General features: G+C 72.4%; 23 protein-coding genes. 17 read left to right on the plus strand and 6 right to left on the minus strand.

What is annotated here, in order from left to right; all coding sequences use genetic code 11:
• Nucleotides 1-33: 33 nt before the first annotated feature.
• Both ACIBTU_RS16730 and ACIBTU_RS16735 read right to left on the minus strand, forming a co-directional pair.
• The gene (locus ACIBTU_RS16730; protein WP_399126906.1) at nucleotides 34-312 is read right to left on the minus strand and encodes a hypothetical protein; all 279 of its coding nucleotides are present in this window, start codon (nucleotides 310-312) and stop codon (nucleotides 34-36) included.
• A gap of 39 nt (nucleotides 313-351) precedes the next feature.
• Nucleotides 352-1,149: a PspA/IM30 family protein gene (locus ACIBTU_RS16735; RefSeq protein WP_399126908.1), complete on the minus strand. Its 798-nt coding sequence runs from the start codon at nucleotides 1,147-1,149 to the stop codon at nucleotides 352-354.
• 230 nt (nucleotides 1,150-1,379) lie between these two features.
• Here ACIBTU_RS16735 and ACIBTU_RS16740 point away from each other — a divergent pair, with 230 nt between their 5' ends.
• From ACIBTU_RS16740 to ACIBTU_RS16750, 3 genes are all read left to right on the plus strand, one after another.
• Nucleotides 1,380-2,030, plus strand: coding sequence for a DUF3043 domain-containing protein (locus tag ACIBTU_RS16740; RefSeq protein ID WP_399126910.1), 651 nt, complete (start codon nucleotides 1,380-1,382; stop codon nucleotides 2,028-2,030).
• A gap of 83 nt (nucleotides 2,031-2,113) precedes the next feature.
• Nucleotides 2,114-2,824, plus strand: a complete 711-nt coding sequence (locus ACIBTU_RS16745; protein WP_399126911.1) for a class I SAM-dependent methyltransferase — start codon at nucleotides 2,114-2,116, stop codon at nucleotides 2,822-2,824.
• A 94-nt stretch (nucleotides 2,825-2,918) separates the two neighbouring features.
• Entirely contained in the window at nucleotides 2,919-3,995 is a 1,077-nt protein-coding gene (locus ACIBTU_RS16750; protein WP_399126913.1) for a S1C family serine protease, read from the plus strand.
• 60 nt (nucleotides 3,996-4,055) lie between these two features.
• On the opposite strand, the gene ACIBTU_RS16755 is transcribed toward ACIBTU_RS16750, so the two are convergent.
• On the minus strand, nucleotides 4,056-4,283 hold the full coding sequence (locus ACIBTU_RS16755) for a hypothetical protein (RefSeq protein ID WP_399126915.1): 228 nt from the start codon (nucleotides 4,281-4,283) through the stop codon (nucleotides 4,056-4,058).
• A 127-nt stretch (nucleotides 4,284-4,410) separates the two neighbouring features.
• On the opposite strand from ACIBTU_RS16755, the gene ACIBTU_RS16760 reads away from it, so the two are divergent.
• Entirely contained in the window at nucleotides 4,411-5,616 is a 1,206-nt protein-coding gene (locus ACIBTU_RS16760) for a bifunctional adenosylcobinamide kinase/adenosylcobinamide-phosphate guanylyltransferase (protein WP_399126916.1), read from the plus strand.
• A 177-nt stretch (nucleotides 5,617-5,793) separates the two neighbouring features.
• On the opposite strand, the gene ACIBTU_RS16765 is transcribed toward ACIBTU_RS16760, so the two are convergent.
• Nucleotides 5,794-6,876 (minus strand): class I SAM-dependent methyltransferase, encoded by a 1,083-nt coding sequence (locus tag ACIBTU_RS16765; RefSeq protein ID WP_399126917.1) that lies wholly within the window; start codon nucleotides 6,874-6,876, stop codon nucleotides 5,794-5,796.
• A gap of 104 nt (nucleotides 6,877-6,980) precedes the next feature.
• On the opposite strand from ACIBTU_RS16765, the gene cobT reads away from it, so the two are divergent.
• The 3 genes from cobT (at nucleotide 6,981) to ACIBTU_RS16780 (ending at nucleotide 10,694) form a co-directional block, all read left to right on the plus strand.
• Entirely contained in the window at nucleotides 6,981-8,072 is a 1,092-nt protein-coding gene (gene cobT / locus ACIBTU_RS16770; RefSeq protein WP_399126918.1) for a nicotinate-nucleotide--dimethylbenzimidazole phosphoribosyltransferase, read from the plus strand.
• Between the two features lie 136 nt (nucleotides 8,073-8,208).
• Nucleotides 8,209-9,954 (plus strand): phosphatidylglycerol lysyltransferase domain-containing protein, encoded by a 1,746-nt coding sequence (locus ACIBTU_RS16775; RefSeq protein ID WP_399126919.1) that lies wholly within the window; start codon nucleotides 8,209-8,211, stop codon nucleotides 9,952-9,954.
• Nucleotides 9,954-10,694, plus strand: coding sequence for a hypothetical protein (locus ACIBTU_RS16780; RefSeq protein ID WP_399126921.1), 741 nt, complete (start codon nucleotides 9,954-9,956; stop codon nucleotides 10,692-10,694). The genes ACIBTU_RS16775 and ACIBTU_RS16780 overlap by 1 nt, the downstream gene beginning before the upstream one ends.
• Here the strand turns inward: ACIBTU_RS16780 and ACIBTU_RS16785 are convergent.
• A complete protein-coding gene (locus tag ACIBTU_RS16785; protein ID WP_399126922.1) occupies nucleotides 10,598-11,356 on the minus strand; it encodes a hypothetical protein in 759 nt (252 codons plus the stop codon). The genes ACIBTU_RS16780 and ACIBTU_RS16785 overlap by 97 nt on opposite strands.
• Nucleotides 11,357-11,423: 67 nt before the next feature.
• Between ACIBTU_RS16785 and cobS the strand changes: the two genes are divergently transcribed.
• The 9 genes from cobS (at nucleotide 11,424) to ACIBTU_RS16830 (ending at nucleotide 23,785) form a co-directional block, all read left to right on the plus strand.
• Entirely contained in the window at nucleotides 11,424-12,191 is a 768-nt protein-coding gene (gene cobS, locus ACIBTU_RS16790) for an adenosylcobinamide-GDP ribazoletransferase (protein ID WP_399126923.1), read from the plus strand.
• Between the two features lie 91 nt (nucleotides 12,192-12,282).
• Nucleotides 12,283-13,806, plus strand: coding sequence for a leucyl aminopeptidase (locus ACIBTU_RS16795; protein ID WP_399126924.1), 1,524 nt, complete (start codon nucleotides 12,283-12,285; stop codon nucleotides 13,804-13,806).
• Between the two features lie 287 nt (nucleotides 13,807-14,093).
• Entirely contained in the window at nucleotides 14,094-15,482 is a 1,389-nt protein-coding gene (lpdA, locus tag ACIBTU_RS16800) for a dihydrolipoyl dehydrogenase (protein WP_399126926.1), read from the plus strand.
• Nucleotides 15,483-15,587: 105 nt separating this feature from the next.
• The gene (gene sucB / locus ACIBTU_RS16805) at nucleotides 15,588-17,327 is read left to right on the plus strand and encodes a 2-oxoglutarate dehydrogenase, E2 component, dihydrolipoamide succinyltransferase (protein WP_399126927.1); all 1,740 of its coding nucleotides are present in this window, start codon (nucleotides 15,588-15,590) and stop codon (nucleotides 17,325-17,327) included.
• 384 nt (nucleotides 17,328-17,711) lie between these two features.
• Nucleotides 17,712-18,335: a GntR family transcriptional regulator gene (locus ACIBTU_RS16810; protein ID WP_399126928.1), complete on the plus strand. Its 624-nt coding sequence runs from the start codon at nucleotides 17,712-17,714 to the stop codon at nucleotides 18,333-18,335.
• A 240-nt stretch (nucleotides 18,336-18,575) separates the two neighbouring features.
• Nucleotides 18,576-21,278 (plus strand): pyruvate dehydrogenase (acetyl-transferring), homodimeric type, encoded by a 2,703-nt coding sequence (gene aceE, locus ACIBTU_RS16815; protein WP_399126929.1) that lies wholly within the window; start codon nucleotides 18,576-18,578, stop codon nucleotides 21,276-21,278.
• A gap of 101 nt (nucleotides 21,279-21,379) precedes the next feature.
• Nucleotides 21,380-22,147, plus strand: a complete 768-nt coding sequence (locus ACIBTU_RS16820; RefSeq protein WP_399126930.1) for a VOC family protein — start codon at nucleotides 21,380-21,382, stop codon at nucleotides 22,145-22,147.
• Between the two features lie 14 nt (nucleotides 22,148-22,161).
• Nucleotides 22,162-23,181 carry a helix-turn-helix transcriptional regulator gene (locus tag ACIBTU_RS16825; RefSeq protein ID WP_399126931.1) on the plus strand — a complete coding sequence of 340 codons (1,020 nt, stop codon included), beginning with the start codon at nucleotides 22,162-22,164 and terminating at the stop codon, nucleotides 23,179-23,181.
• A gap of 79 nt (nucleotides 23,182-23,260) precedes the next feature.
• Complete coding sequence (locus ACIBTU_RS16830) at nucleotides 23,261-23,785, plus strand: DUF4240 domain-containing protein (RefSeq protein WP_399127020.1); 525 nt, start codon at nucleotides 23,261-23,263, stop codon at nucleotides 23,783-23,785.
• A gap of 201 nt (nucleotides 23,786-23,986) precedes the next feature.
• Here the strand turns inward: ACIBTU_RS16830 and ACIBTU_RS16835 are convergent, their stop codons facing one another.
• A complete protein-coding gene (locus tag ACIBTU_RS16835; RefSeq protein WP_399126933.1) occupies nucleotides 23,987-24,874 on the minus strand; it encodes a TIGR01777 family oxidoreductase in 888 nt (295 codons plus the stop codon).
• A 32-nt stretch (nucleotides 24,875-24,906) separates the two neighbouring features.
• Between ACIBTU_RS16835 and ACIBTU_RS16840 the strand changes: the two genes are divergently transcribed.
• Nucleotides 24,907-25,407 (plus strand): GNAT family N-acetyltransferase, encoded by a 501-nt coding sequence (locus ACIBTU_RS16840; RefSeq protein ID WP_399126935.1) that lies wholly within the window; start codon nucleotides 24,907-24,909, stop codon nucleotides 25,405-25,407.
• Nucleotides 25,408-25,412 lie beyond the last annotated feature (5 nt).

Raw genomic sequence — 25,412 nt, forward strand, 5'->3', positions numbered from 1 at the left:
TCCGCCGGGAATCTCCCGGAAACCTGCCCGGGATCAGCCAGGAATGAGCCCGTCGTCGGAGAGCATGGCCCTGACCTCCTCGAGCGAGGCGTCGGGCGCCGGGAGGATCAGCTCGGAGGGCTCCAGGGAGTCGTCCGGCAGCGGGGTGCCGAGCCGGCGGACGGCGTCGAGGAGGGCGGCCAGAGTCTGGCGGAAGCCCGGCTCGTCGCCGCTCTCCATCTCGGCGAGGAGTTCGTCGTCCAGCTTGTTGAGCTCGGTGAGCTGGTCGTCCGCCAGCCTCACCTGCCCCTCCCCCATGATCCGTACGATCATGACGAGCGCCCTCCTCGTAGGCGATGCGGCCTCTCGAAGCTACTGCTTGTCGAAGCGCGGAGTGTCCTGCTGCTGCCCGCTCTGCTGGCCCTGGCCCTGGCCGCCCTCGATCGCCTGCTGGGACGAGGAGGAACCACCGGCGAGCTCGGCCTTCATGCGCTGCAGCTCCAGCTCTACATCCGTACCACCGGAGAGCCGGTCCAGCTCGCTCTGGATGTCGTCCTTGGCGAGACCGGAGGGGTCGTCGAGGGCGCCGGAGGCGAGCAGCTCGTCGATCGCGCCGGCGCGGGCCTGCAGCTGTGCGGTCTTGTCCTCGGCGCGCTGGATCGCGAGGCCGACGTCGCCCATCTCCTCGGAGATGCCGGAGAAGGCCTCACCGATCCGGGTCTGCGCCTGGGCCGCCGTGTAGGTCGCCTTGATGGTCTCCTTCTTGGTGCGGAAGGCGTCCACCTTGGCCTGGAGTCGCTGGGCCGCGAGGGTGAGCTTCTCCTCCTCGCCCTGGAGCGTCTGGTGCTGCGTCTCCAGGTCCGTGACCTGCTGCTGGAGCGCGGCACGGCGGGAGAGGGCCTCGCGGGCGAGGTCCTCACGGCCGAGCGCGAGCGCCTTGCGGCCCTGGTCCTCCAGCTTGGAGGACTGGCCCTGGAGCTGGTTGAGCTGCAGTTCCAGTCGCTTGCGGCTCGTCGCCACGTCGGCGACACCGCGGCGCACCTTCTGCAGCAGCTCCAGCTGCTTCTGGTACGAGTAATCGAGGGTCTCGCGAGGGTCCTCGGCCCGGTCAAGGGCCTTGTTCGCCTTCGCGCGGAAGATCATCCCCATACGCTTCATGACACCGCTCATGGGCTTCGCGCGCCCCCTTCTGACCGACTTCAGCTCCAGCACTGCGACAGAACCCACAGTACGGGTCCTGCCTCTATTACCGCACTGTTCAGGTACGGATGCGCTCATCCCCGAGGACGACTGCGTCCTGCTCCGGGTCCCGCGCAGGGAGTAGGGAGCCCCCTTCTCCCCTCGGGGTCCCGTGCCCCTGTCACGGGGTAAGGACGCAGGGTGTTGCCGGATCGTTCCCCATGGGCCTGTGGTCCATGCACGTCCAGCACGTACCCTTGGTCTTTGTGTTCCGTAGCCGATCCAAGGACGACAAGGCGCCGGCCGACAAGGCCCCGGTGACCGCCTCCGACGCGTCCAAGCAGACCCGAGACCCGCAGGCGCCCAAGGGCCGCCCCACGCCCAAGCGCAGCGCGGCCCAGTCGCAGCGCCGCAGCGTGGCCAACACCAAGATGTCGCCGAAGGAGGCCCGCTCGCGTTCGCGCGAGGAGCGCCGCACCGCGATGGAGCGCCAGCGCGCCGCCCTCGCCAGCGGCGACGAGCGTTATCTGCCGGCCCGTGACAAGGGACCGGTGCGCAAGTACGCGCGCGACTTCGTCGACTCGCGTTTCAGCATCGCCGAGTACTTCCTGCCGATGGCGGTGATCATCCTCGTCCTGAGCATGGTCCGCGTGGGCTCGCTGCAGGCCATCGCGCTGTGGCTGTGGCTCTTCGTGATCGTCGCGATCGTGATCGACTCGGTCATCACGGGCCTGCGCCTGAAGAAGCTGCTGGCGGAGAAGTTCCCCGACCAGCCGCGCAAGGGCGCCGTCGCCTACGCGCTGATGCGCACCCTCCAGATGAAGCGGCTGCGGCTGCCCAAGCCCCAGGTCAAGCGCGGGGAGCGGCCCTGAGCACCGAGGCCTTCGCCGGGGACGCCCCGCAGGCCTGGCTGGACAAGCTGGGCGGTCTGCGGAACGTCGTACGGCAGGAGCTGGTGGCCCGGCAGCTCGACGAGCAGATAGCCGGGCGCTTCCCCGTGGGGCGGCGACTGCGCGTGCTCGACGTGGGCATGGGCCAGGGCACGCAGGCGCTGCGCCTGGCCCGGGCCGGTCACAAGGTGACCGGTGTGGAGCAGGATCCGACGATGGTGGCCGCGGCGCGCCAGGCGCTCGCCGCGGAGCCGGAGGGGGTGCGCGAGCGGGTCCGGCTCGTCGAGGGCGATGGCCGGGACACCGGCGTGCACTTCCTGCCCGGCAGCTTCGACGTCGTGCTCTGTCACGGCGTCCTGATGTACGTGGAGGACCCGGACGCGCTGCTCGCGGGTCTGGCGCGGATGCTGGCCCCGGGCGGCCTCCTGTCGCTGCTCGTGCGCAACGCGGACGCGCTGGCGATGCGGCCCGGCCTGGCCGGTGACTGGGTCACGGCCCTCGGCGCCTTCGACTCGACGATGTACGCGAACCGGCTGGGCCTGGACGTGCGGGCGGACCGGCTCGACACCCTGACCTCGACACTCGCCGGGATCGGGGCCCCGCTGCACGCCTGGTACGGGGTGCGGGTCTTCACGGACCAGGCGGCCGACGGCCCGGTGGTGCCCGAGCAGCGGGGCGAGCTGCAGACGCTGCTCGCCGCCGAGGAGCGGGCGGGCCGCACGGAGCCGTACCGGCGGGTGGCGGCGCTGCTGCACCTGTGCGGAGTGCGCGGCTAGGACCTGTCCGAGGAGGGCCGGCGTCCGGTGGGCGTCGGCTCGTTCGGCGGTGCAGGACGCGCGAGCCCTCTCGTACGAACGTGACAATCCGGGCATGAACGTCTTTCGCGCGCGCACGCCGCGCCTCGCTCTTCCGCTGTCCGGGGTGCTGTGCGTCGGGGTCCTGCTGTCCGGGTGCTCAGGGTCCGAGGGGGCGGCGCGCTCGACGGCGCGGGCCGCCGTGCCGGTCGAACAGCAGAAGAAGGCCGGCGACAGCCTGCAGGACGACTACATGCGGGTGATCAAGAAGGTCCTGCCGTCGGTCGTGCAGATCCAGGCCTCGTCGGATCTCGGCTCCGGGGTCGTGTACGACGACAAGGGGCACATCGTCACGAACGCCCATGTGGTCGGTGACGAGAAGACGTTCCGGGTGACGACGGCCAACAGCACCGAGGAACTCTCGGCGAGGCTCGTCTACTCGTACCCCGAGCAGGACCTCGCGGTGATCAAGCTGGACAAGGTGCCGGACCCGATGGAGCCGGCGAGGTTCTCGGACTCCTCGAAGGTCGCGGTCGGGCAGATCGTGCTGGCGATGGGTTCGCCGCTCGGCCTGTCGTCGAGCGTCACCCAGGGCATCGTGTCGGCGACCGGCCGCACTGTGAGCGAGGGCCGGTCCGGCGGCGGCACCGGCGCGACGATCGCGAACATGGTGCAGACCTCGGCGGCGATCAACCCCGGCAACAGCGGCGGCGCCCTGGTGAATCTCGACGGGGAGGTCGTCGGCATCCCCACGCTCGCGGCGACCGACCCCGGCCTGGGCGGCAGCGCGGCACCCGGCATCGGTTTCGCGATCCCCGCGTCGATGGTCACGACCGTCGCCGGCCAGGTGCTCGAGGACGGCAGGGTGACGGACTCGGGGCGGGCGGCGCTCGGCATCAAGGGCCGCTCGGTCCTCGACGACGGGTACCGGCCGGCCGGGGTCGGCGTGGTCGAGGTGACGGACGGCGGGGCCGCGCAGCAGGCCGGCATCCGGCCCGGCGACGTCATCGTGCGGATCGGCGACACGGACGTGACGACGACGCAGTCCCTGGCGGAGGCGCTGGCGGAGGAGAAGCCCGGCGACAAGGTCTCCGTGACGTACACCCGGGACGGCGCCGACAAGAAGACGACGGTCACGCTCGGCGAGATGTGACCGTCCTTCGGGATCCGCGGTGCCGGGCGCGGCCGTGGCGGGCGCCCGGCACCGGTCGGGTCAGTCCTGCGGCGCGGCCGCGTCCTCCGCGTGCAGGCTCATCGGGCCGTAGATCTCGGTCGTGTCCTCGAAGAGGTGGACCTGGTCGGCGCCGCCCTCGGCGAGCTCCTTCCAGTACTCACCGATCCAGGACTCGGCGTCCCCTTGCGTCGTGAACTCCTCGGGCTCCACCGCCGGGGCCACCTCGGTCCCGTCGGCCTTCTCGAACCGCCACGTCCATGCCGCCATGTGTCAGCCTCCCGCGTACCGGATGTCCGATGCGTTCTGTCACCGTCGCTCGCTCTGTGCGCCGAGCGATGTCCCTGGAAGACTAGCCGGGCGCGCGTACGTCACGGGGGCGCGGGAGGATCTTGGTGTGGAACTCACTCTGCTCGGCACCGGCGCCCCCGAGGGGCTGCCCCGCCCCGACTGTCCCTGTGCCGCCTGCGCGGCCGCGCTCGGCCCGCACGCACGGGCCGCGACGGCGCTGCTGATCGACGGCACGCTGCTGCTCGACCTGACGCCGGGCGCCGCGTTCGCCGCGGCCCGCGCGGGGCACAGCCTCGGCGGGGTGCGGCAGGTGCTGCTCTCCCATCCGCACGACGGGCCCGCCGTCGAGGTGCCGGCCGGGCTGCCGACCCCGGGCCGGGTGCCGGACGGGCGCGAGCTGGCGCTGCTCACCGGGCATCGCGTACGGGCCCTGGCGCTGGACGCTCCGGGCACCGGGTACGAGGTGGCGGGGCCGGAGGGCGAGCGGCTGCTGTACCTGCCGCCGGGGGCCGCGCCCTCGGGCCTGGAGGCGGTGCGCACCCCGTACGAGATGGTGATCGCCGATGTGATCGGGCGGCCCGACGCGCTGGCTCGGCTGCGCTCGGCCGGGGCGATCGGCCCCACCACGGACGTGCTCGCCGTCCACCTCGACCACGACGTGCCGCCGGGCGCGGAGCTGGCGCGGCGGCTCGCGGCGGCCGGGGCGCGGGCCGTGTCGGACGGTACGACGCTGGTCGTCGGGGCGTACGAGGAGGTGCCGGACGTGCCGCGCCGGACGCTGGTGCTCGGCGGGGCGCGGTCCGGGAAGTCGGTGGAGGCGGAACGGCGCCTGGAGGCGTTCCCCGACGTCCTGTACGTGGCGACGGGCGGGACGCGGGGCGGGGACACGGAGTGGGCGCAGCGGGTCGCTCTGCACCGGGAGCGGCGGCCCGGCTCGTGGCGCACCTCGGAGACCTGCGATCTGGTGCCGCTGCTCACCGACCCGGACGACGACGCGCCGCTGCTGATCGACTGCCTGTCGCTGTGGCTGACCTACGCGATGGACGAGGTCGGGGCCTGGGACGACGCGGAGTGGGCGGACGGCGGGGAGAAGACGCTTCGCTCGCGCGTGGCCGAGCTGGTGGGGGCGGTGCGGGCGACTCGGCGGGTCGTGGTGGCCGTGTCCAACGAGGTCGGATCCGGGATCGTGCCGGCGACCGCCTCCGGGCGCCGGTACCGGGATGAGCTCGGGCGGTTGAACGCGGCGTTCGCGGGCGAGTGCGAGCACGTTCTGTTGGTGGTGGCGGGGCAGGCGCTTCCGTTGCGGGGTTGATCGGTTTCGTCGGCGGGGTGCGGCCCGGTGGGGCTTCTCGCGCAGTTCCCCGCGCCCCTGAGATGCGCACTTCGTGCGCCATCTCAGGGGCGCTGACACGTCGGGGAAATGCGACGCGAAGCGTCTGCATTTCAGGGGCGCGGGGAACTGCGCGAGAAGCCCCACCGGGGCCGCGGATCACGACGACGGGTCGGAGTTACGGCGGGCGATCACCCGGTACGCGTTCGCGTAAGGGCTTCGGGAGATCAGCGGAGCCAGGGCCCGGTCGGCGACCCGCGCCGACAACAGGGCCGGCACACTCGCCCGGGTCAGAGCGGAGCGAACCCCCCGCTGGAGCCCCGTCGGCGCCGAGGTCCGCCAGGGCTCGTCGGCCCGGGGCGACCACCGCTCCAGGAACAGCGCACAGGCCGCCGTCAGATCCCGCGGCACATGCGCCGCCCGCCGGTCGACCCCGACGACCGTGAAGCCCAGCGCCGCGAGTTCGGCCCGCAGGTTGGCGAGCGGAATGAAGTGCAGGTGCTGCGGCTGGAAGTAGGAGACCCACCAGCGGCCGAGGAGATGGGCGTACCGGCACTCGGGATCGGGCAGTTCGAGGAGGAGATGCCCGCCGGGCCGCAGCACCCGCCGCGCGGCCCGCAGCTCCGCCCGCGGGTCCGGGGTGTGTTCGAGATGGTGGAGCATGCTGAGCGCGTCGTACCGCCCGGCGAGCCGCGGCACGAGTTCCGCGAGCCTCCCCTCGTGGGCCTCGTCGACCCGCCCCTCGCGCCGCGCCTCGGCGATCCCGGCCCCGACGTCGGCCCCGTCGAACGCGGTGTAGGGCAGCTCCTCGCGGGCGGCGGCGGGGAACTCCCCGTTCCCGGTGCCGACGTCGAGCCAGCTCTCGGGTTCGATGTGCCGGGCCAGGGCGCGGGCCCGCTCCCGGTGACGGCGGGTGTCGCCGCGGGCGCCCGGGACGCGCCGCATGTGTTCGGCACGCAGCCCGTCGTAGAAGTCGCGGTGGTAGAAGTCGAGGCCCTCGGGAGTCAGCCGCGGGTTCTGGAACGAGTGGGCGCAGGCCCGGCACTGGTCGACGGTGAAGCTGCCGGGCTTGTGCTGGAGGAGGTCGGTGGTGCGCAGCCGGGTGCGCAGTCGGGTGGAGCCGCACCAGGGGCAGTCGGGGCGGCGCGGTTCGTGGAAGCGCTCGGTGCCCTGGGCGAGCTCGCTGAGGTAGGCGGGGCGGCGCTCCGCCACCACCTGGGCCGTGGTACGACAATCCGACACAAACCGGAACGTAAAGGATCGGGAAGGGCGATGCAACGACGCTGTGAAGTCGGTGCGTCGCCCGCCCGGCGGCAGGGCTCGACGGGGCCGGTACTGTTCGGCGAATGAGCTCGCTGAATCTCGACGACTTCACCGATCTGATCGAGCGCCCGGACGGCGGGACCCGCCGTGACGCCGAGGAGCGCAGGGCCCGACAGGCCGTGCCGCCCGGCGCCCTCGGCCGCCTCGACGAACTGGGCGAATGGCTCTCGGCCGCCCAGGGTGCCGTGCCCGTACGGCCGGTGGCCCGGCCGCGCGTGGTCGTGTTCGCGGGCGACCACGGGATCGCGGAGCTCGAGGTGTCGAAGCGGCCCGCGGGCAGCGCCACGGAACTGGTGCGCGAGCTCCTCGAGGGCGCGTCCGCGGGGGCGGTCCTCGCCCGGCGGCTCGACGTGGGCGTACGGATCGTCGACCTGTCCCTGGACTGCGAGCCGGACGAGCTGCCGAAGGGCGTCGAGGACCGCCGGGTGCGGCGCGGCTCCGGGCGCATCGACATCGAGGACGCGCTCGGCCTTGAGGAGGCGGAGGCCGCGTTCCGCGCGGGCATGGCCGTCGCCGACGAGGAGGCGGACTCCGGTACGGATCTGGTGGTGCTCGGCGATCTCAGCGTGGGCGGCACGACGGCGGCGGCCACGCTGATCGCGGCGCTGTGCGGCACGGACGCGTCGGTCGTCACGGGGCGCGGCGGTGATCCCATCGACGACCTGGCGTGGATGCGCAAGTGCGCGGCCGTGCGGGACGCCCTGCGGCGGGCGCGGCCGGTGCTGGGCGACCAGTTGCAGTTGCTGGCGACGGTGGGCGGGGCGGATCTGGCCGCCGCCACCGGGTTCCTGTTGCAGTGCGCGGTGCGGCGCACTCCCGTGATTCTGGACGGGGTCGTCTCGGCTGCCTGCGCGCTGGTGGGGCAGCGGGTCGCGTTCCGGGCGCCCGACTGGTGGCTCGCGGGGCATGCCAGCGGGGAGCCGGCGCAGGCGAAGGCGTTCGACCGGATGGCGATGGATCCGCTGCTCGATCAGGGCATTCGGCTGGGCGGGGCCACGGGGGGCCTGTTGGCGCTGCCGCTGGTCCAGGCCGCCGCGTCCCTCGCCGCCGAACTGCCTGAGCTGCCTGAGCTGCCGGAACAGCCCGAACTGCCTGAACTGCCGCTTCAGAGCTGAGCGTCACGACAAGCCGCGGACGCATCCGCTCACTCACGAGCGGACGCGTCCGCGGCTTTCTCGTGGCCGGTCGCGCCCGGAAACGGCACCGCGCCGCTGGCCGGACTGGACAAATACCCGCAATATGCTCGCCCGCATGGGAGCAGCCGTCACGACAAGCACACCCGCCTCGCGCCGCGCCGCGGGCTTCACGGTCTGGTATCTCCGGGTCGTCACGTTCATCAACCTGCTGAGCGCGGTCTGGGTCTCGTTCGGACAGGACCTGCGCCGCCACAACTCGGAGAACTACTTCACTCCGTACCTGCTGGCGGCCGGCTTCTCCTCGGCGCTGGTGGCCGCGTTCCTCGCCATCACGATGCGCCGCCGCAAGCGGGCCGCGTGGATCCTCAACCTGGTGCTGAGCGGCCTGTTCCTCGTGCTGTTCGCCCTGGTGATGTTCTTCCCCGAGGTCCGCGGACACGCCCAGAACTGGATCTCGCTCGTGCTGACCGCCCTGTTCGTGGCGGCGCTGATCGTCGGGCGGCGCGAGTTCTACGCGAAGGGCGACCGGTCGAACCCCAAGCTGGCGGCGGTCGTCGCGGCCGTCGGCCTGCTGGTCACCTCGCTCTTCGCCACGTTCCTGGTGACGGTCACCAACCACGCCCACGACGAGCACCGTTCGACGTTCCTGGAGCGCTGGCGCTACGGCACCCTGCGCATGCTGTCGGTCGCCTCGAACGACGCGCACTACGCCGGGATCTCCACCCCGAACTGGGTCAACGTCGTCATCAACATCCTGTCCACCGCCCTGCTGATCGCCGTCGTCTACGCCGCGTTCCGCTCCCGCCGCGCCGTCGACCCCCTCTCCCCCGAGGACGAGGAGAAGCTGCGCAACCTGCTCGACAAGGAGGGCGAGCGGGACTCGCTCGGCTACTTCGCGCTGCGCCGCGACAAGAGCGTCGTGTGGTCGCCGACCGGCAAGGCCGCCGTCACCTACCGCGTCGTCAGCGGTGTCTCGCTCGCCTCCGGCGACCCGATCGGCGACCCCGAGGCGTGGCCCGGCGCGATCGAGCCCTGGCTCGCCGAGGCGCGGGCGCACGGCTGGCTCCCGGCCGTGATGGGCGCGAGCGAGGAGGCCGGCACGATCTACGCCCGGCACGGCCTCGACGCCCTGGAGCTCGGCGACGAAGCCCTCGTGGAGACGAAGGAGTTCACCCTGGAGGGGCGGGCGATGCGCACCGTCCGCCAGGCCTTCAACCGCGTCAAGCGGGCCGGCTACACGGTCCGCATCCGCCGCCACGAGGACATCCCCGCGGCGGAGATGGAGCGCCTGCTGAAGCGGGCGGACGACTGGCGCGACGGCGCCACCGAGCGCGGCTTCTCGATGGCGCTGGGCCGGCTCGGCGACCCGCACGACGGGCAGTGCGTGATGCTCGAATGCTCGGACGGCGAGGGTGAGTTGCGCGCGCTCCTGTCCTTCGTGCCGTGGGGGCCGAACGGCCTCTCCCTCGACCTGATGCGCCGTGACCGGGACGCGGAGAACGGCCTGATGGAGTTCATGGTCATCGAACTCCTGCAGCGCGCCCAGGAGATCGGGATCACACAGGTGTCGCTGAACTTCGCGATGTTCCGCTCCGTCTTCGAACGTGGCTCGCGACTCGGCGCGGGCCCGGTGCTGCGCCTGTGGCGCTCGCTGCTCAGCTTCTTCTCGCGGTGGTGGCAGATCGAATCGCTCTACCGGGCCAACGCCAAGTACCGGCCCATCTGGGAACCCCGCTTCCTCCTCTTCGAGAAGAGCGCCGACCTGCCGCGCATCGGCATCGCGTCGGCCCGCGCCGAGGGCTTCCTCGAGGTGCCGGGCCTGCCCTCGTGGCTGCGCCGCAGGCGGCTGGAGCACCACTGATGACCGCGGTGCGCCGCTGGGCGCACCGCGAATGGGGCCCGCTGTACCGCGCTGTGCGCGACGGGCTGGTGGCCCGCCGGTGGCGGGCGGTCCCGATGACGCTCGCCGCGGTGTGCCTGACGGCCGCGTTCCAGTACGTGCAGAACCGGCCCTGGGGCTACGGGTTCGTGCAGGACGTCGGCGCGGTGCGGGCCGCCGACCCCTGGTGGCTCGCCCTGCTGCGCACCCCGCTCTCCCTGTTCGTCCCGGCCCTCGACCTGCCGGTGTGGGGCGCGCTCGGCCAGATCCTGGTGGTGTTCGGCGTCGCGGAGATCTGCCTGGGCCGGCCCCGCACCCTCGTCATCGCCTACCTGGCCACGCTCATCGGCACCCTGTACGCGCGGCTCGGCATCGCGCTCGGCCCCGGCAGCCCGTTCGGACTGCCCGCCTCGGACGCGCGGGTCGTCGACACCGGTCCGTCGGCGGCGGTCGTCGGCCTCGCGGTGTACGTGTGCGTGCGGCACCGCGCCCGGTGGACGGCCGCCTGCGTCGTCGTGGCGATGTGCGTCGAGTGCGCGCTCAAGCCGAACCTCGCCGGCAAGGAGCATCTCGCCGCGATCGGCGCCGTGCTCCTGCTGTGCGCGGCGGAGGCGCTGGCGCGGCGTCAGGACGGAGGCGGCCTGCGCTCCGGGTCCGGGGTGCCGCCGATCAGGTTCTGGAAGCCGCGGTCGAAGCGGGACCAGCGGCGCTCGTGCCGATAGGCCCGCAGGCCGGCCCGGGCACGGGCGCGGGGCCGCTTCCGGTACCAGCGGCGCGCCCAGTACGAGCCGGGCCGGGCCAGGCGCAGCGCCCCGAACCAGGCGACGAACGGCACGAGCACGCCGATGACCGCGAGCCGGGGCTTGCCCTTGAGCAGCGTGACGAACACGAACGTGAAGTTGACGATCAGCGTCGACACGAGGGTGACCCGGTCGTTCTGCTCCTGGTCCGTCATGTCGTTCACGCCGAGCGGCGAGAACCCGCCGATCACCAGGAGCCCGAGGGCGGACGCGAGGACCACGACCTCCACGCTGCGCCGCCCCTGCTCGCTCCAGTACACGTCCTGGAGATGCAGGATCAGGGCGAACTCGTCGAGCACGAGGCCCGCGCCGATCCCGAAGACGACGGCGCAGAGGGATGCGGCGAGTCCGTGCCGGCCGCTGCCGACCGCGCCGAAGCCGCCGACGACGGTGAGCACGACCCCGGGCACCACGTGGTGGATGTGCACCCCGCCCGGCGTGATGTTGCGGAACGGGCCGCGGCCCGCCCGGATCAGCCGGGTGATGGTGCGGGTGATCAGGAACGTCGCCATGAAGGACAGCAGCGCGAGGAGCAGCGGGAGTTTGCCCGGCTCCGTGATGTTCCGGTACCACCAGTCGCCCATGGGCCCATCCTGCCGCCGGGCCCCGGGCGCCGCCCGCCCTCGTCGCCTGTCCGGGTAACCTCCCCCGATGCCCGATGTGAACTCCCGCGCCTTCCTGCCCGACGGCATACGTTTCGCCTTCGGAACCCTCACGGTGCTGCCCGTCACCGTCACCCGCTGGGACCGGGACGCGGCCCGCACGGGCATGCTGTGCGCCCCGCTCGCCGGTCTCGTCGTGGGGCTGTGCGCGGCCGCGCTCGGCGGGGCGCTGACCCTGCTCGGCGCGGGCCCCCTGCTCGCCGCGGTCGCCTCCGTCGCGGTGCCCGCCGCGCTCACCCGGGGACTGCACCTGGACGGGCTCGCAGACGTCGCCGACGGGCTCGGCAGCGGGAAGCCCGCCGAGGACGCGCTGCGCATCATGAAGCAGTCGGACATCGGCCCGTTCGGCGTCGTCACCCTCGTGCTCGCCCTGTTCGCCCAGGTGGCCGTCCTGGCCCAGCTCTACGACGAGTCCTGGGCGCGGGGCGCGATCGCGGCGGCCGTCGCCGCGGTGACCGCCCGCCTCGCCCTCACCCTCGCCTCCCGCGCCGGGGTCCCGCCGGCCCGCCCCGAGGGGCTCGGCGCGGCGGTCGCGGGCACGGTCGGGCCCCGGGCCGCCCTGGTGGCGGGCCTGGTCGTGGTCGGGGTGACGGCCGGCGTCTCCTTGCCGGGGGCGGCCGCCGTCGTCCTGGGGTGCGGTGCGGCGGAGTTGCTGCTGCGCCGGTGCGTGCGGCGGTTCGGAGGGGTGACGGGGGATGTTTTCGGGGCGCTGGCGGAGGTCGCGGCGACGGCCGCTCTGATAGCACTTGCGCTGTAAGCACACCCTCCGCGGGTCACATGGTGAGACACCGGCGTAGGCTCGCGTCCGGGCCACCCGACCCCGACAACGAAAGAGGGACCTCACCACCGTGACTGCTCTGACTCTCAGCACCGCTACGGCCACCGGCCTCCGCGCCGACGCGCTCGTCGTCGGCGTCGCGAAGGGCGACAAGGGCCCGGTCGTCGCGCCGGGCGCGGAGGCCGTGGACCAGGCGTTCGACGGAAAGCTCGCTTCCGTCCTGGAGACCCTGGGCGCCGCCGGCGCCGAGGGCGAGGTGACCAAGCTCTCCACGCCGTCCGGCGTCAAGGCTCCGGTCGTGCTGGCGGTCGGTCTCGGTGCCCTTCCCGAGAAGGACGACGTGTTCGCCGCCGAGACGCTGCGGCGTGCCGCCGGCGTCGCGGCCCGCGCCCTGGCCGGCTCGAAGAAGGCCGCGTTCGCCCTCCCCGTCGAGGACGCCGAGGACGCCGGTGCGATCGCGGAGGGCGCGCTGCTCGGCGCGTACTCCTTCGACGCCTACAAGGAGTCCGCCAAGGACGCGAAGAAGAACGGCAAGGCGCCGCTCGCCGAGATCGCGATCCTCGGCGGCAAGCCGCGCGACAAGGCGTTCAAGGCGGCCGTCGAGCGCGCCGTCGCGCTGGGCGAGGAGCTCAACCGCGCCCGCGACCTCGTCAACACCCCGCCGAACGACCTGAACCCGGAGTCCTTCGCCGCCGTCGCGCAGGCCGCGGCCAAGGAGCACGGCATCAAGGTGCAGGTGCTCGACGAGAAGGCGCTCGCCAAGGGCGGCTACGGCGGCATCCTCGGCGTCGGCGCCGGTTCCGCCGCGACGCCGCGCCTGGTGAAGCTGTCGTACACGAGCTCCAAGGCGGACAAGCACCTCGCGTTCGTCGGCAAGGGCATCACGTACGACTCGGGCGGCATCTCCCTGAAGCCGGCCGGGCACAACGAGACGATGAAGTGCGACATGGCCGGCGCCGCCGCCGTGTTCGCCGCCGTCGTCACGGCCGCCCGCCTGAAGCTCGACGTCAACGTGACGGGCTGGCTGGCGCTCGCCGAGAACATGCCGTCGGGTTCCGCCACCCGCCCGGGCGACGTGCTGCGCATGTACTCGGGCAAGACCGTCGAGGTCCTGAACACGGACGCCGAGGGCCGTCTGGTCCTGGCCGACGCGATCGCCAAGGCCTCCGAGGAGAACCCGGACGCGATCGTCGACGTGGCGACGCTGACCGGCGCGATGATGCTGGCGCTCGGCAACCGCACGTTCGGCATCATGGCCAACGACGACGCGTTCCGTACGTCGATCCACGAGGTCGCCGAGGAGACGGGCGAGCCGGCCTGGCCGATGCCGCTGCCGGCCGACCTGAAGAAGGGCATGGAGTCCTCCACCGCCGACATCGCCAACATGGGCGAGCGGATGGGCGGCGGTCTCGTCGCCGGTCTGTTCCTCCAGGAGTTCGTCGGCGAGGGCATCACGTGGGCCCACCTCGACATCGCGGGCCCGGCCTTCAACGAGGCCGCCCCGTTCGGTTACACGCCGAAGGGCGGCACGGGTTCCGCGGTGCGCACCCTGGTCCGCCTCGCGGAGCGCACGGCGGCCGGCGACCTCGGCTGAGTCCCGCTCCTTCGCAGGTGATCGACGTGTTCGGCCCCGGGTGCACAGCGCCCGGGGCCGTTCGCTTTCGACGAAATCCGTAGGTTCCTCCGAGGCCCGTACGGTCGATTCGGGTGTAACCGCCGTCTCAGACCCCGGCCCGACGTCCCGCACTCCTTCGACAAGTGCGAGGATGGGTGCCGGCAGGACAGGGCCCCCACCCGAGGGCCGAAGCAAAGAGCGGCCACACCAGCCGCCGCCCGGTCACGCGAGACCGGCGTACGGCGCACATGCATGGAGGACGTGACGTGGCGAACGACGCCAGCACCGTTTTCGACCTAGTGATCCTCGGCGGTGGCAGTGGCGGCTACGCCGCGGCCCTGCGCGGAGCGCAGCTGGGTCTCGATGTCGCCCTGATCGAGAAGAACAAGGTCGGCGGCACCTGCCTGCACGTCGGCTGCATCCCCACCAAGGCGCTGCTGCACGCCGGTGAGATCGCCGACCAGGCTCGCGAGTCCGAGCAGTTCGGCGTGAAGGCGACCTTCGAGGGCATCGACATGCCCGCCGTCCAGAAGTACAAGGACGAGGTCATCTCGGGCCTGTACAAGGGCCTGCAGGGGCTGATCGCCTCCCGCAAGGTCACGTACATCGAGGGCGAGGGCCGGCTGTCCTCCCCCACCTCGGTGGACGTGAACGGCCAGCGCATCCAGGGCCGCCACGTGCTGCTCGCGACGGGCTCCGTGCCGAAGTCGCTGCCGGGCCTGGAGATCGACGGCAACCGGATCATCTCCTCGGACCACGCGCTGACCCTGGACCGCGTCCCGCAGTCCGCGATCATCCTGGGCGGCGGCGTCATCGGCGTCGAGTTCGCCTCGGCGTGGAAGTCCTTCGGCACCGACGTCACGGTCGTCGAGGGCCTGAAGCACCTGGTCCCGGTCGAGGACGAGAACAGCTCGAAGCTTCTTGAGCGCGCGTTCCGCAAGCGCGGCATCAAGTTCAACCTCGGCACCTTCTTCGAGAAGGCCGAGTACACGCAGGACGGCGTCCGCGTGACCCTCGCCGACGGCAAGACCTTCGACGCCGAGGTCCTTCTCGTCGCCATCGGTCGTGGCCCCGTCTCGGCCGGCCTCGGTTACGAGGAGCAGGGCGTCGCGATGGACCGCGGCTACGTCCTGGTCGACGAGTACATGCAGACCAACGTGCCGACCATCTCGGCCGTCGGTGACCTCGTCCCGACCCTCCAGCTCGCGCACGTCGGCTTCGCCGAGGGCATCCTGGTGGCGGAGCGTCTGGCCGGCATCAAGACCGTCCCGATCGACTACGACGGTGTGCCGCGGGTGACGTACTGCCACCCGGAGGTCGCCTCCGTCGGCATCACCGAGGCCAAGGCCAAGGAGATCTACGGCGCGGACAAGGTCGTCGCCCTGAAGTACAACCTGGCGGGCAACGGCAAGTCCAAGATCCTGAAGACCGCGGGCGAGATCAAGCTCGTCCAGGTCAAGGACGGTGCCGTGGTCGGCGTCCACATGGTCGGCGACCGGATGGGCGAGCAGGTCGGCGAGGCCCAGCTGATCTACAACTGGGAAGCGCTGCCGGCCGAGGTCGCCCAGCTCATCCACGCCCACCCGACCCAGAACGAGGCGCTCGGCGAGGCCCACCTGGCCCTCGCGGGCAAGCCGCTGCACTCGCACGACTGACCTCGTTCCCGCCTGTCGCACTGTCGCATGGGCGCGACGACCGACCCCACAGACTTCCGCACTGCGTTGCCGCGCATTGCACATTCGTAAGGAGCAACAGAAACCATGGCGGTTTCCGTATCCCTTCCGGCGCTCGGTGAGAGCGTCACCGAGGGCACTGTCACCCGCTGGCTGAAGGCCGAGGGCGAGCGCGTCGAGGTCGACGAGCCGCTGCTCGAGGTCTCGACCGACAAGGTCGACACCGAGATTCCTTCGCCGGCCGCCGGCATCCTGGCCTCCATCAAGGTCGCCGAGGACGAGACGGTCGAGGTCGGCGCCGAGCTGGCCGTCATCGACGACGGCACGGGCGCGCCCGCTGCCGCTCCGGCTCCGGCCGCCGCCGAGGCTCCGGCCCCGGCCGCCCCGGCTGCCGAGGCCGCTCCGGCCCCGGCTCCCGAGGCCCCCGCCGCCGCTCCGGCCGGCGCCGCCTCCGGTACCGACGTCGTGCTGCCCGCGCTGGGCGAGTCGGTCACCGAGGGCACCGTCACCCGCTGGCTGAAGGCCGTCGGTGACGAGGTCGCCGAGGACGAGCCGCTGCTCGAGGTCTCGACCGACAAGGTCGACACCGAGATCCCCTCGCCCGTCGCCGGTGTTCTCCTGGAGATCTCCGTCGCCGAGGACGAGACCGCCGAGGTCGGCGCCAAGCTCGCCGTGATCGGTGCCGCCGGTGCCGCTCCGGCCGCCGCCGCCCCGGCCGCGCCCGCTGCCCCGGCCGCCGCTCCGGCTGCCCCGGCCGCTCCCGCCGCCGCTCCGGCTCCGGTCGCCCCCGCGGCTCCGGCCGCTCCGGCCGCGCCCGCCGCCCCGGCCGCTCCGGCTCCGGCCCCCGCGCCGGTCACCCCGGCTCCGGCCGCGCCGGCCGCCGTGTCCCCCGTGGACGACGGCGCCTACGTGACCCCGCTGGTGCGCAAGCTCGCGTCGGAGAACGGCGTGAACCTGTCCACCGTCAAGGGCACCGGCGTCGGTGGCCGCATCCGCAAGCAGGACGTCATCGCCGCCGCGGAGGCCGCCAAGGCCGCCGCTCCGGCCGCTGCCGCTCCGGCCGCCGCCGCCGCGCCGAAGGCCCCCGCCCTGGAGGTCTCCCCGCTGCGTGGCCAGACGGTCAAGCTGCCGCGCATCCGCAAGGCGATCGCGGACAACATGACCAAGGCGCTGCACGAGCAGGCGCAGCTGTCCTCGGTCATCGAGGTCGACATCACCAAGCTGATGAAGCTCCGCAACCGGGCCAAGGACGGCTTCGCCGCCCGCGAGGGCGTCAAGCTCTCCCCGATGCCGTTCTTCGTCAAGGCCGCCGTCCAGGCGCTGAAGGCCCACCCGGTCATCAACGCCCGCCTGAACTACGACGAGGGCACGATCACCTACTTCGACTCGGAGAACGTCGGCATCGCCGTCGACTCGGAGAAGGGCCTGATGACCCCGGTCATCAAGGGCGCGGGTGACCTGAACATCGCGGGTATCGCGAAGCGGACCGCCGAGCTGGCGAACAAGGTCCGTACGAACAAGATCGCTCCGGACGACCTGGCCGGCGCCACCTTCACGATCTCCAACACGGGGTCGCGCGGTGCGCTGTTCGACACGGTCATCGTCCCGCCGAACCAGGTCGCCATCCTGGGCATCGGTGCCACGGTCAAGCGTCCGGTCGTCGTCTCCGACCCGGAGCTCGGTGACACGATCGCCGTGCGCGACATGACCTACGTGACGCTCTCCTACGACCACCGTCTGGTGGACGGCGCCGACGCGGCCCGTTACCTGACGACGGTCAAGCAGCTCCTCGAGGCGGGCGAGTTCACCGCCGAGCTGGGCCTGTAAGACGCTCAGGCGCGCCTCAGCAGTACGACGGAGCCCCCGTCCGGAGACCGACCTCCGGGCGGGGGCTCCGTGCTGCCCCGGGGCCGGGGCGGGACCGACGGTGTCTCAGCCTGTGGGCACCGGGTGTCCACCGGGGGCCCCGGGGCGGGTCCGGGCGCGGGTGCGCCGATCGATGCCGGTTCGGGGCCCAACGGGGCTTGTGGGCGCCGGAGTTGGGCCGTTTCGGGGGCGGCGCGGCAGGGCGGCCCGCGCCCGGCACATCGATGGCAAACCGTGCCACGTAACGCGCATCACCTGCGACGGAAGCCCTCGCGCCCTTCCTGGCCTGGGGCGCGGCCGTATTGTCTAGTGGTCGATGTCCTTGGCCTCCCGGAGGAGCCCACAATGACCACGCCCGTCGTCCACTCGCTGCGCGAACAGATCCGCGAGCACATCGTGGAGGGGATCGTGAGCGGCCGCTGGAAGCCGGGCGAACGGATCGTGGAGCGACGCATCGCGACCGAGCTGGAGGTCAGCCAGACGCCCGTGCGGGAGGCGCTGCGGGAGCTGGAGTCGCTGCGCCTGATCGAGTCGGCGCCGAACAAGGGCGTGCGGGTGCGGAACCTGTCGGCGGCCGACCTGGAGGAAAGCTATCCGGTCCGGGCCGGCCTGGAGGCCATCGCGGCCGAGCTGGCCGCCGAGCGCCTGGCCGAGGACTGCTCGGCCCTGGAGCCGCACGTGGCGGCCCTGTACCGGGCCGACCAGGAGGCGGACGGGACCGGGCAGGTGCGGCACACGGTGGGCTTCCACCGGGAACTGGTGCGCGCCGCGAACAACTCGGTGCTGCTGCACACCTGGGAGGGGCTCGGCATCGAGGTCTTCACCGCGCTGTCCATCCGCTGGCTGGGCACCGTGCAGCAGTCGTACGCGGAGGAGCACGAGGAGATCGTCGCCGCGTTCCGGCGCCGGGACCCGGCCATCGCGGAGATCGTCAAGACGCATGTCCTCGGGTGTGCGCCCCGGGCCTGACCTGCGCGTGAGCGGTAGTGGCGAAAGGGGCACTGGGTGCCCCTTTCCTGCGTTTTCGCTGGCACCTTGTGCCGACTTTCGCGTTCTGGCGAGGTTTTACCCCTCCACCCTTTGATCGATCATCGATCAGGGAGTTACAGTCGCCGACGGGTCCACACCCGGACCCCGCCCTGTCCTGCCAAAGACATCAAGGGCACCCCCAACCCCACCCCCTTCGACTCAGGAAGGCGTGCGGCGACTATGACCGACCCCATGCGCACCCAGCAGAGCGAGCTCGACCAGCTTCCGGACCGCGACCCGGAGGAGACCGCCGAATGGCAGGCCTCCCTGGACGCCGTCACGGAGGCCGCCGGCCCGCACCGTGCCGCGTACCTGATGCGGCGCACGCTGGAGCGCGCCGAGGCGGGCGGCCTGGCGCTGCCGAAGCTTCTTGAGACGGACTACGTCAACTCCATCCCCACCGCGGCCGAGCCGGCCATCGACGGTGACGAGGAGATGGAGCGCCGGATCACCGCCTGGAACCGCTGGAACGCGGCCGCCATGGTGACCCGCGGCTCGAAGCACGGCGTCGGCGGCCACATCGCCACCTTCGCCTCGGCCGCCTGGCTCTACGAGACCGGCTTCAACCACTTCTTCAAGGGGAAGGAGGGCGACGGCTCCGGCGACCAGCTGTACATCCAGGGCCACGCCTCCCCGGGCATCTACGCCCGCGCCTTCCTCGACGGCCGCCTGAGCGAGCAGCAGCTCGACCTGTTCCGCCAGGAGTCCGGCGGCAACGGCCTGCCGTCCTACCCGCACCCGCGGCGCCTGCCCTGGCTGTGGGAGTTCCCGACGGTCTCCATGGGCCTCGGCCCGCTGTCGGCGATCTACCAGGCCCGGTTCAACCGGTACCTGACCAACCGCGGCATCAAGGACGTCTCGGCCTCGCACGTGTGGGCGTTCCTCGGCGACGGCGAGATGGACGAGCCCGAGTCGACGGCGGCCCTCGCACTGGCGAGCCGCGAGGGTCTGGACAACCTGACCTTCGTCATCAACTGCAACCTGCAGCGCCTCGACGGCCCGGTCCGCGCCAACTTCAAGATCGTGCAGGAGCTGGAGGCCCAGTTCCGCGGCGCCGGCTGGAACGTCGTGAAGTCGCTGTGGGGCAACGCCTGGGACGAGCTGTTCCAGCTCGACACCACCGGCGCCCTGGTCCGCCGCCTGCGCGAGGTCCCGGACGCGCAGGTGCAGACGTACCAGACGCGTGACGCGGCCTACATCCGCGAGGACTTCTTCGGCAAGGACCCGGCGCTGGTCGAGCTCGCGAAGCTCATCAGCGACGACAAGATCCTCGAGTGCTTCCACCTGTCGCGCGGTGGCCACGAGCCGCGCAAGGTCTACGCCGCGTACAAGGCCGCCCTGGAGCACAAGGGCGCCCCGACCGTGATCCTGGCGCAGACCGTCAAGGGCTTCACCCTGGGTGAGGGCTTCGCGTCGAAGAACGCGAACCACCAGATGAAGAAGCTCACGACGGACGAGTTCAAGAACATGCGTGACCTTCTCGAGCTCCCCATCAAGGACAGCGACTTCGTCGACGGTGTGGTCCCCTACGGCCACCCCGGCGCCGACTCCCCCGAGGTCCGCTACCTCCAGGAGCGCCGCGCGGCCCTGGGCGGTCTCGCCCCGGCCCGCCGCACGCAGCCGCTGCCCGCCCTCCCGGCCCCGGCCGACAAGGCGTTCGCGTCCTTCGACAAGGGCTCCGGCTCGCAGTCGGTGGCGACGACGATGGCCTTCGTACGCCTGGTCAAGGACCTCGTGCGCGACAAGGAGACCGGCAAGCGCTGGGTCCCCATCGTCCCGGACGAGGCCCGCACCTTCGGCATGGAGAGCCTCTTCCCGTCCCTGGGCATCTACTCGCCCAAGGGTCAGACGTACGAGCCGGTCGACCGCGACCAGCTGATGTACTACAAGGAAGCCAAGAACGGCCAGATCCTCAACGAGGGCATCACCGAGGCCGGCTCGATGGCCGACTTCATCGCCGCGTCCAGCGCGTACTCGACGCACGGCGAGGCGATGATCCCCTTCTACATCTTCTACTCGATGTTCGGCTGGCAGCGCACGGCCGACCAGATGTGGCAGCTCGGCGACCAGCTGGGCCGCGGCTTCCTGGTGGGCGCCACCGCCGGCCGCACGACGCTCACCGGTGAGGGCCTCCAGCACGCGGACGGCCACTCCCCGATGATCGCCGCGACGAACCCGGCCGCGCTGTCCTACGACCCGGCGTTCGCCTACGAGGTCGCGGCCATCGTCAAGGAGGGTCTGCGCCGTATGTACGGCGAGGCCAAGCAGGACGAGGACCAGAACGTCTTCTACTACCTGACGGTCTACAACGAGCCGATGCCGCAGCCCGCGAAGCCCGCGGCCGACGGCATCGACCAGGGCATCGTCAAGGGCCTGTACCGCTTCAACACGGCGGAGACCGCGGGCCTGTCCCCGGCCGCCAACGCGCCGCGCATCCAGCTGCTCGGCTCCGGCACCGCGATCCACTGGACCCTCAAGGCGCAGCAGCTGCTCGCCGAGGAGTGGGGCGTGGCCGCCGACGTGTGGTCCGCGACCTCGTGGACCGAGCTGCGCCGTGACGCGCTGGAGGCGGACGCCGCCATCCTGCGCGGCGAGGAGCGGGTGCCGTTCGTGCGCCAGGCGCTCCAGGGCGCCGAGGGCCCGGTCCTGGCCGTGTCCGACTACATGCGCCAGGTCCCGGACCAGATCGCGCAGTGGGTGGAGCAGGACTGGTCCTCGCTCGGTGCGGACGGCTTCGGTCTGTCCGACACCCGTGAGGCGGCCCGCCGTCACTTCGGTGTCGACGCCGAGTCGATCGTCGTCGCGGCCCTGGCCCAGCTCGCCAAGCGCGGCGAGGTCAAGGCGACGGCCGTGAAGGAGGCGCGCGAGCGCTACGGCCTGTAGGTCGTCCCGAGAGGTGCCGCGCGTGCCCCGTCCCGGATTGCCGGGGCGGGGCACGCGTGCGTGAATGGACGGGTCCGCCGCCCGCTGCCCGGAGGCGTCCCGTGAAGATCTCCAAGACTCCGTCCGCGCCCTGCTGGGCGAGCCTGTCGACCACGGACACCGCCGCGGCGGGCCTGTTCTACGAGGCCCTGTTCGGCTGGCGGGCCGAGCCGGTGGCCGATTCCTCGGCCGGCGGCTACGGGAACTTCGCGCTGGACACCGGTGGGCCGGTGGTCGCCGGGGTGGGCCCGGTGCGGATGCCGCAGCAGCCGGCGACCTGGCTGCCGTACTTCCAGTCGAGCGGGGTCGAGGCGATGTCCGCGCGGGTCGGGGGCAACAGCGGCCGTGTCGTGTCGGGGCCGCACGGCATCCTCGACCAGGGGCGGCTCGCGATCTGCCAGGATCCGGCGGGCGCGGCCTTCGGCCTGTGGGAGCCGCTGGAGCACTCCGGATTCCAGACGGTGAACGTGCCGGGCAGCTTCTGCTGGTTCGAGCTGCTGACCCGGGACGGGCCGGGGTCCGTGGACTTCTACCAGTCGGTGCTCGGCTGGGGCACGCACCGGCGCGGGGACGGCCCGTACACGGAGTGGACCGTGGCCGACGAGCCGTTCGGCGGGATGGTCGACATGTCGACGGGCGAGTTCCCGCCGGACGTGCCCTCGCACTGGAACCTGTACGTGGCCGTCACCGACCCCGACGCGACGGCCGCCCGGTGCGCGGAGAGCGGCGGGCAGGTGCTCGTGCAGCCGACGACGATCGACGCCGGGCGCTTCGCGATGCTGGCCGATCCGCAGGGCGCGGCGCTGTCCGTGATCCGCTTCGCGGACTGAGCCATGATGGCGGCATGCGTGCCGCCCGGCTGATCAAGATGGTGCTGTTGCTCCAGTCCCGCCCCGCGATGACGGCGGCGGAACTGGCCCGTGAGCTGGAGGTCTCGGAGCGGACCGTGACGCGGGACGCGCAGGCCCTGTCGGAGGCGGGGGTCCCGGTGTACGCGGACCGGGGCCGGGTGGGCGGCTACCGGCTGATCGGCGGCTACCGGACCCGGCTGACCGGGCTCGCGCGCGGGGAGGCGGAGGCGCTGTTCCTGTCCGGGGTGCCGGGCGCGCTGCGCGACATGGGCCTGGAGGACGCGGCGTCGGCGGCGCGGCTCAAGGTGTCGGCGGCGCTGCTGCCCTCGCTGTCGGACGCATCGTGGACGGCCGCGCAGCGCTTCCACCTGGACGCGCCGGGCTGGTTCCACGAGCCGCGCACGCCCGAGCTGCTGCCCGCGGTCGCGGAGGCGGTGTGGGAGGACCGGGTGGTGCGGGTCGCCTATCGGCGGGGCTCGGCCGATTCCGGGTCGGCGCTCGTGGAGCGGGAGTTGGAGCCGTACGGGCTCGTGCTGAAGGCGGGGGTCTGGTACCTGGCGGCGCGGGTGCGGGGTGGTTCCGGCGGCGGGTTCCGGGTGTACCGGCTGGACCGGCTCGACTCGGTGGCGGCGGTGGAGGCGGTGGAGCCGGGTTCAGGGGGCGGGGAGTCGTTCGTACGGGACCCGGAGTTCGATCTGCCGGCGTTCTGGGCGGAGCGGGCGGCGCAGTTCGCCCGGGGCCTCCTGCGGGCGGAGGTGGTGGTGCGGCTGACGGCGGCAGGGGTGCGGCGGCTGCCGCAGGTCACGGACGCGGTGGCGGCGCGGGAGGCGGTGGCCGCGGCGGGGCCGGCGGACGGGGCGGGGCTCGTCACCGTGACGCTGGCGGTGGAGTCGGAGGAGGTCGCGTTCACACAGCTGCTCGCGATGGGGCCGGACGCGGAGGTGGTGGCGCCGGCGGGGCTGCGGGAGCGGCTCGGAGAGGCGGCACGGGCCATGGCGGAGCGGTACGGGTGAGCCTCCGGCATGTGCTGCTTCGGCGAGTTCGCGCACTCGGCGTGCGCCCCCGCGGCGCAGGGCAGATGCTTGTCCCGTGATGGACGAGACGGAGTTCTGGGAGATCGTGGACAGCACCCGCGAGGCCGCCGAGGGCGACCCCGAGGACCACGCCGAGCTGCTCGTCGACCGGCTGCTCCAGCTGGATCCCGACGCGGTGCTCGACTTCGCCCGTCACTTCGAGTCCCGGTACAACCGGGCGTACCGGTGGGATCTGTGGGGTGCGGCGTACGTGATGCTGGGCGGGGCCGGTGACGACGCCTTCGACTACTTCCGGTGCTGGCTGATCGGGCAGGGGCGCGAGGTGTTCGAGGGAGCGCTGCACGATCCGGACTCCCTGGCGGAGTCGCTCCGCGAGTTCGACGAGGAGGTCGACGGGGACGGGGAGGAGCTCGGGTATGCGGCGGACGAGGCGTACGAGGAGTTGACCGGGGCGGTCGCCGCGGATCTCGGGATTCCGCCGGCGCCGGGCGAGCCCGAGGGTTCGCCGGTGAATTTCGAGGATGTCGGGGTTCTGACCCAGATGTACCCGCGCCTGACGGAACGGTTCGGCGTTTCGCCGTAGCTTCGTCGCTTTCGTCGCCGGGTGCGGGCCGGTGGGGCTTCTCGCGCAGTTCCCCGCGCCCCTGAAATGCAGGCGCTACGCGCCGCATTTCCCCGACGGATGACCGCCCGATGGAGATCGCGCACGAAGTGCGCATCTCCAGGGGCGCGGGGAACTGCGCGACCAGCCCCCACCGGGCCCGCAGCCGGGAGCCGGACCGGATCAGGCAGCCTCGATGGCCGACTCCAGCGTCGGGTGCTGGAAGTCGAAGCCCGATTCCAGGAGGCGGGTCGGGACGGCTCGGGTGGAGCCGAGGACGTCGCCCGCCATTTCGCCGAGCACCGCGCGGAGCGCGAACTCGGGGACGTTGAGGACGGCGGGGCGGTGGAGGACGCGGGCCATCGTGGAGGTCACTTCCCGGTTCGTCGCCGGGTCGGGCGCCGTCAGGTTCACCGGCCCGGACATCGACTCGGCGTCCAAGAGGAACCGCAGGGCCGCGACGTGGTCGTCGAGGGCGATGAACGACCAGTACTGCCGGCCGTCCCCGAGCCGTCCGCCGAGCCCGGCCCGGAACAGGGGGAAGAGCCTCCCCCACGCGCCCCCGCGCCGCGCCACGACCAGCCCCGTACGAGCGAGCACGGTCCGGATGCCGGCCTGGTGCGCGGCCGCGGTGGCCGCCTCCCACTCGACGCACAGGGACGGCAGGAACCCCTCCCCCGCGGGCGCGGACTCGTCGACGACCCGGCTGCCGGTGTCCCCGTAGTAGCCGACGGCGCTGCCGTTGAGGAAGACGCGCGGCGGGGTCGCGAGCGAGGCCGCCGCCTCGGCGAGCGCGGTCGTGCCGAGGACCCGGCTGTCGTGCAGCTCCCGCTTGTACGCGGCGGTCCAGCGACGGTCGCCGACCCCGGCCGCCGCGAAGTTCACGATCGCCTCGCAGCCTTCGAGGCCCGCCGTGTCGACCCGCATCCGGCGCGGGTCCCAGCGCACCTCGTCCCGCGCGCGCGGGACACGCCGCACCAGCCGCACCACGTCGTGTCCGTCGGCGGTCAGGGAGCGGACGAGGGCCGAGCCGATGAGCCCGGAGGCGCCCGCCACCGCGATTCGTGTCATGGCTCCATCCTGCCGGTCGTACAGTGAGCCGCATGTCAGAGCCAGGGCCCCACATACGGATCGCCGCGCCCGAGGACGAGGAGGCGCTGGGGCGCCTCGACCGGGCGACGTGGTCGACGCTGCACGCGGTCAAGCCCCGCGACCAGCCCCCGTACCAGCCCTTCTTCACCGAGCGTTTCGGACCCCGCGACCACCTCGTGGCCGAGCTCGACGGTCGGCTCGTGGGGTACGTCCGGGTCGGGTTCCCGACTCCGCTCGACTCGAACACGCACGTCCGGCAGATCCAGGGCCTCGCGGTCGACGAGACGGCGCGCGGCCGGGGCGTCGGCAGGCTGCTGCTGCGGGCGGCGGTCGGGGAGGCGCGGCGGCAGGGCGCCCGCCGGATCACGCTGCGGGTGCTCGGGCACAACACTCCGGCCCGGAAGCTGTACGAGGCGGAGGGCTTCGTCGTCGAAGGGGTGCTGCCGGAGGAGTTCCTGCTGGCCGGGGAGTACGTGGACGACGTGCTGATGGGACGCTCGCTGCTGCCGTGACGGCG

The organism is Streptomyces sp. NPDC050145, from assembly GCF_044460245.1.
Lineage (GTDB): Bacteria > Actinomycetota > Actinomycetes > Streptomycetales > Streptomycetaceae > Streptomyces.

Bases quoted from the DNA above. Each gene is read 5' to 3' on its own strand.
- ACIBTU_RS16730 (WP_399126906.1), bottom strand. From the start codon at position 312: ATGATCGTACGGATCATGGGGGAGGGGCAGGTGAGGCTGGCGGACGAC.
- ACIBTU_RS16735 (WP_399126908.1), bottom strand. From the start codon at position 1,149: ATGAGCGGTGTCATGAAGCGTATGGGGATGATCTTCCGCGCGAAGGCG.
- ACIBTU_RS16740 (WP_399126910.1), top strand. From the start codon at position 1,380: ATGGGCCTGTGGTCCATGCACGTCCAGCACGTACCCTTGGTCTTTGTG.
- ACIBTU_RS16750 (WP_399126913.1), top strand. From the start codon at position 2,919: ATGAACGTCTTTCGCGCGCGCACGCCGCGCCTCGCTCTTCCGCTGTCC.
- ACIBTU_RS16755 (WP_399126915.1), bottom strand. From the start codon at position 4,283: ATGGCGGCATGGACGTGGCGGTTCGAGAAGGCCGACGGGACCGAGGTG.
- cobT (WP_399126918.1), top strand. From the start codon at position 6,981: ATGAGCTCGCTGAATCTCGACGACTTCACCGATCTGATCGAGCGCCCG.
- ACIBTU_RS16775 (WP_399126919.1), top strand. From the start codon at position 8,209: ATGGGAGCAGCCGTCACGACAAGCACACCCGCCTCGCGCCGCGCCGCG.
- ACIBTU_RS16780 (WP_399126921.1), top strand. From the start codon at position 9,954: ATGACCGCGGTGCGCCGCTGGGCGCACCGCGAATGGGGCCCGCTGTAC.
- ACIBTU_RS16785 (WP_399126922.1), bottom strand. From the start codon at position 11,356: ATGGGCGACTGGTGGTACCGGAACATCACGGAGCCGGGCAAACTCCCG.
- cobS (WP_399126923.1), top strand. From the start codon at position 11,424: ATGCCCGATGTGAACTCCCGCGCCTTCCTGCCCGACGGCATACGTTTC.
- sucB (WP_399126927.1), top strand. From the start codon at position 15,588: ATGGCGGTTTCCGTATCCCTTCCGGCGCTCGGTGAGAGCGTCACCGAG.
- ACIBTU_RS16810 (WP_399126928.1), top strand. From the start codon at position 17,712: ATGACCACGCCCGTCGTCCACTCGCTGCGCGAACAGATCCGCGAGCAC.
- aceE (WP_399126929.1), top strand. From the start codon at position 18,576: ATGACCGACCCCATGCGCACCCAGCAGAGCGAGCTCGACCAGCTTCCG.
- ACIBTU_RS16825 (WP_399126931.1), top strand. From the start codon at position 22,162: ATGCGTGCCGCCCGGCTGATCAAGATGGTGCTGTTGCTCCAGTCCCGC.
- ACIBTU_RS16830 (WP_399127020.1), top strand. From the start codon at position 23,261: ATGGACGAGACGGAGTTCTGGGAGATCGTGGACAGCACCCGCGAGGCC.
- ACIBTU_RS16835 (WP_399126933.1), bottom strand. From the start codon at position 24,874: ATGACACGAATCGCGGTGGCGGGCGCCTCCGGGCTCATCGGCTCGGCC.
- ACIBTU_RS16840 (WP_399126935.1), top strand. From the start codon at position 24,907: ATGTCAGAGCCAGGGCCCCACATACGGATCGCCGCGCCCGAGGACGAG.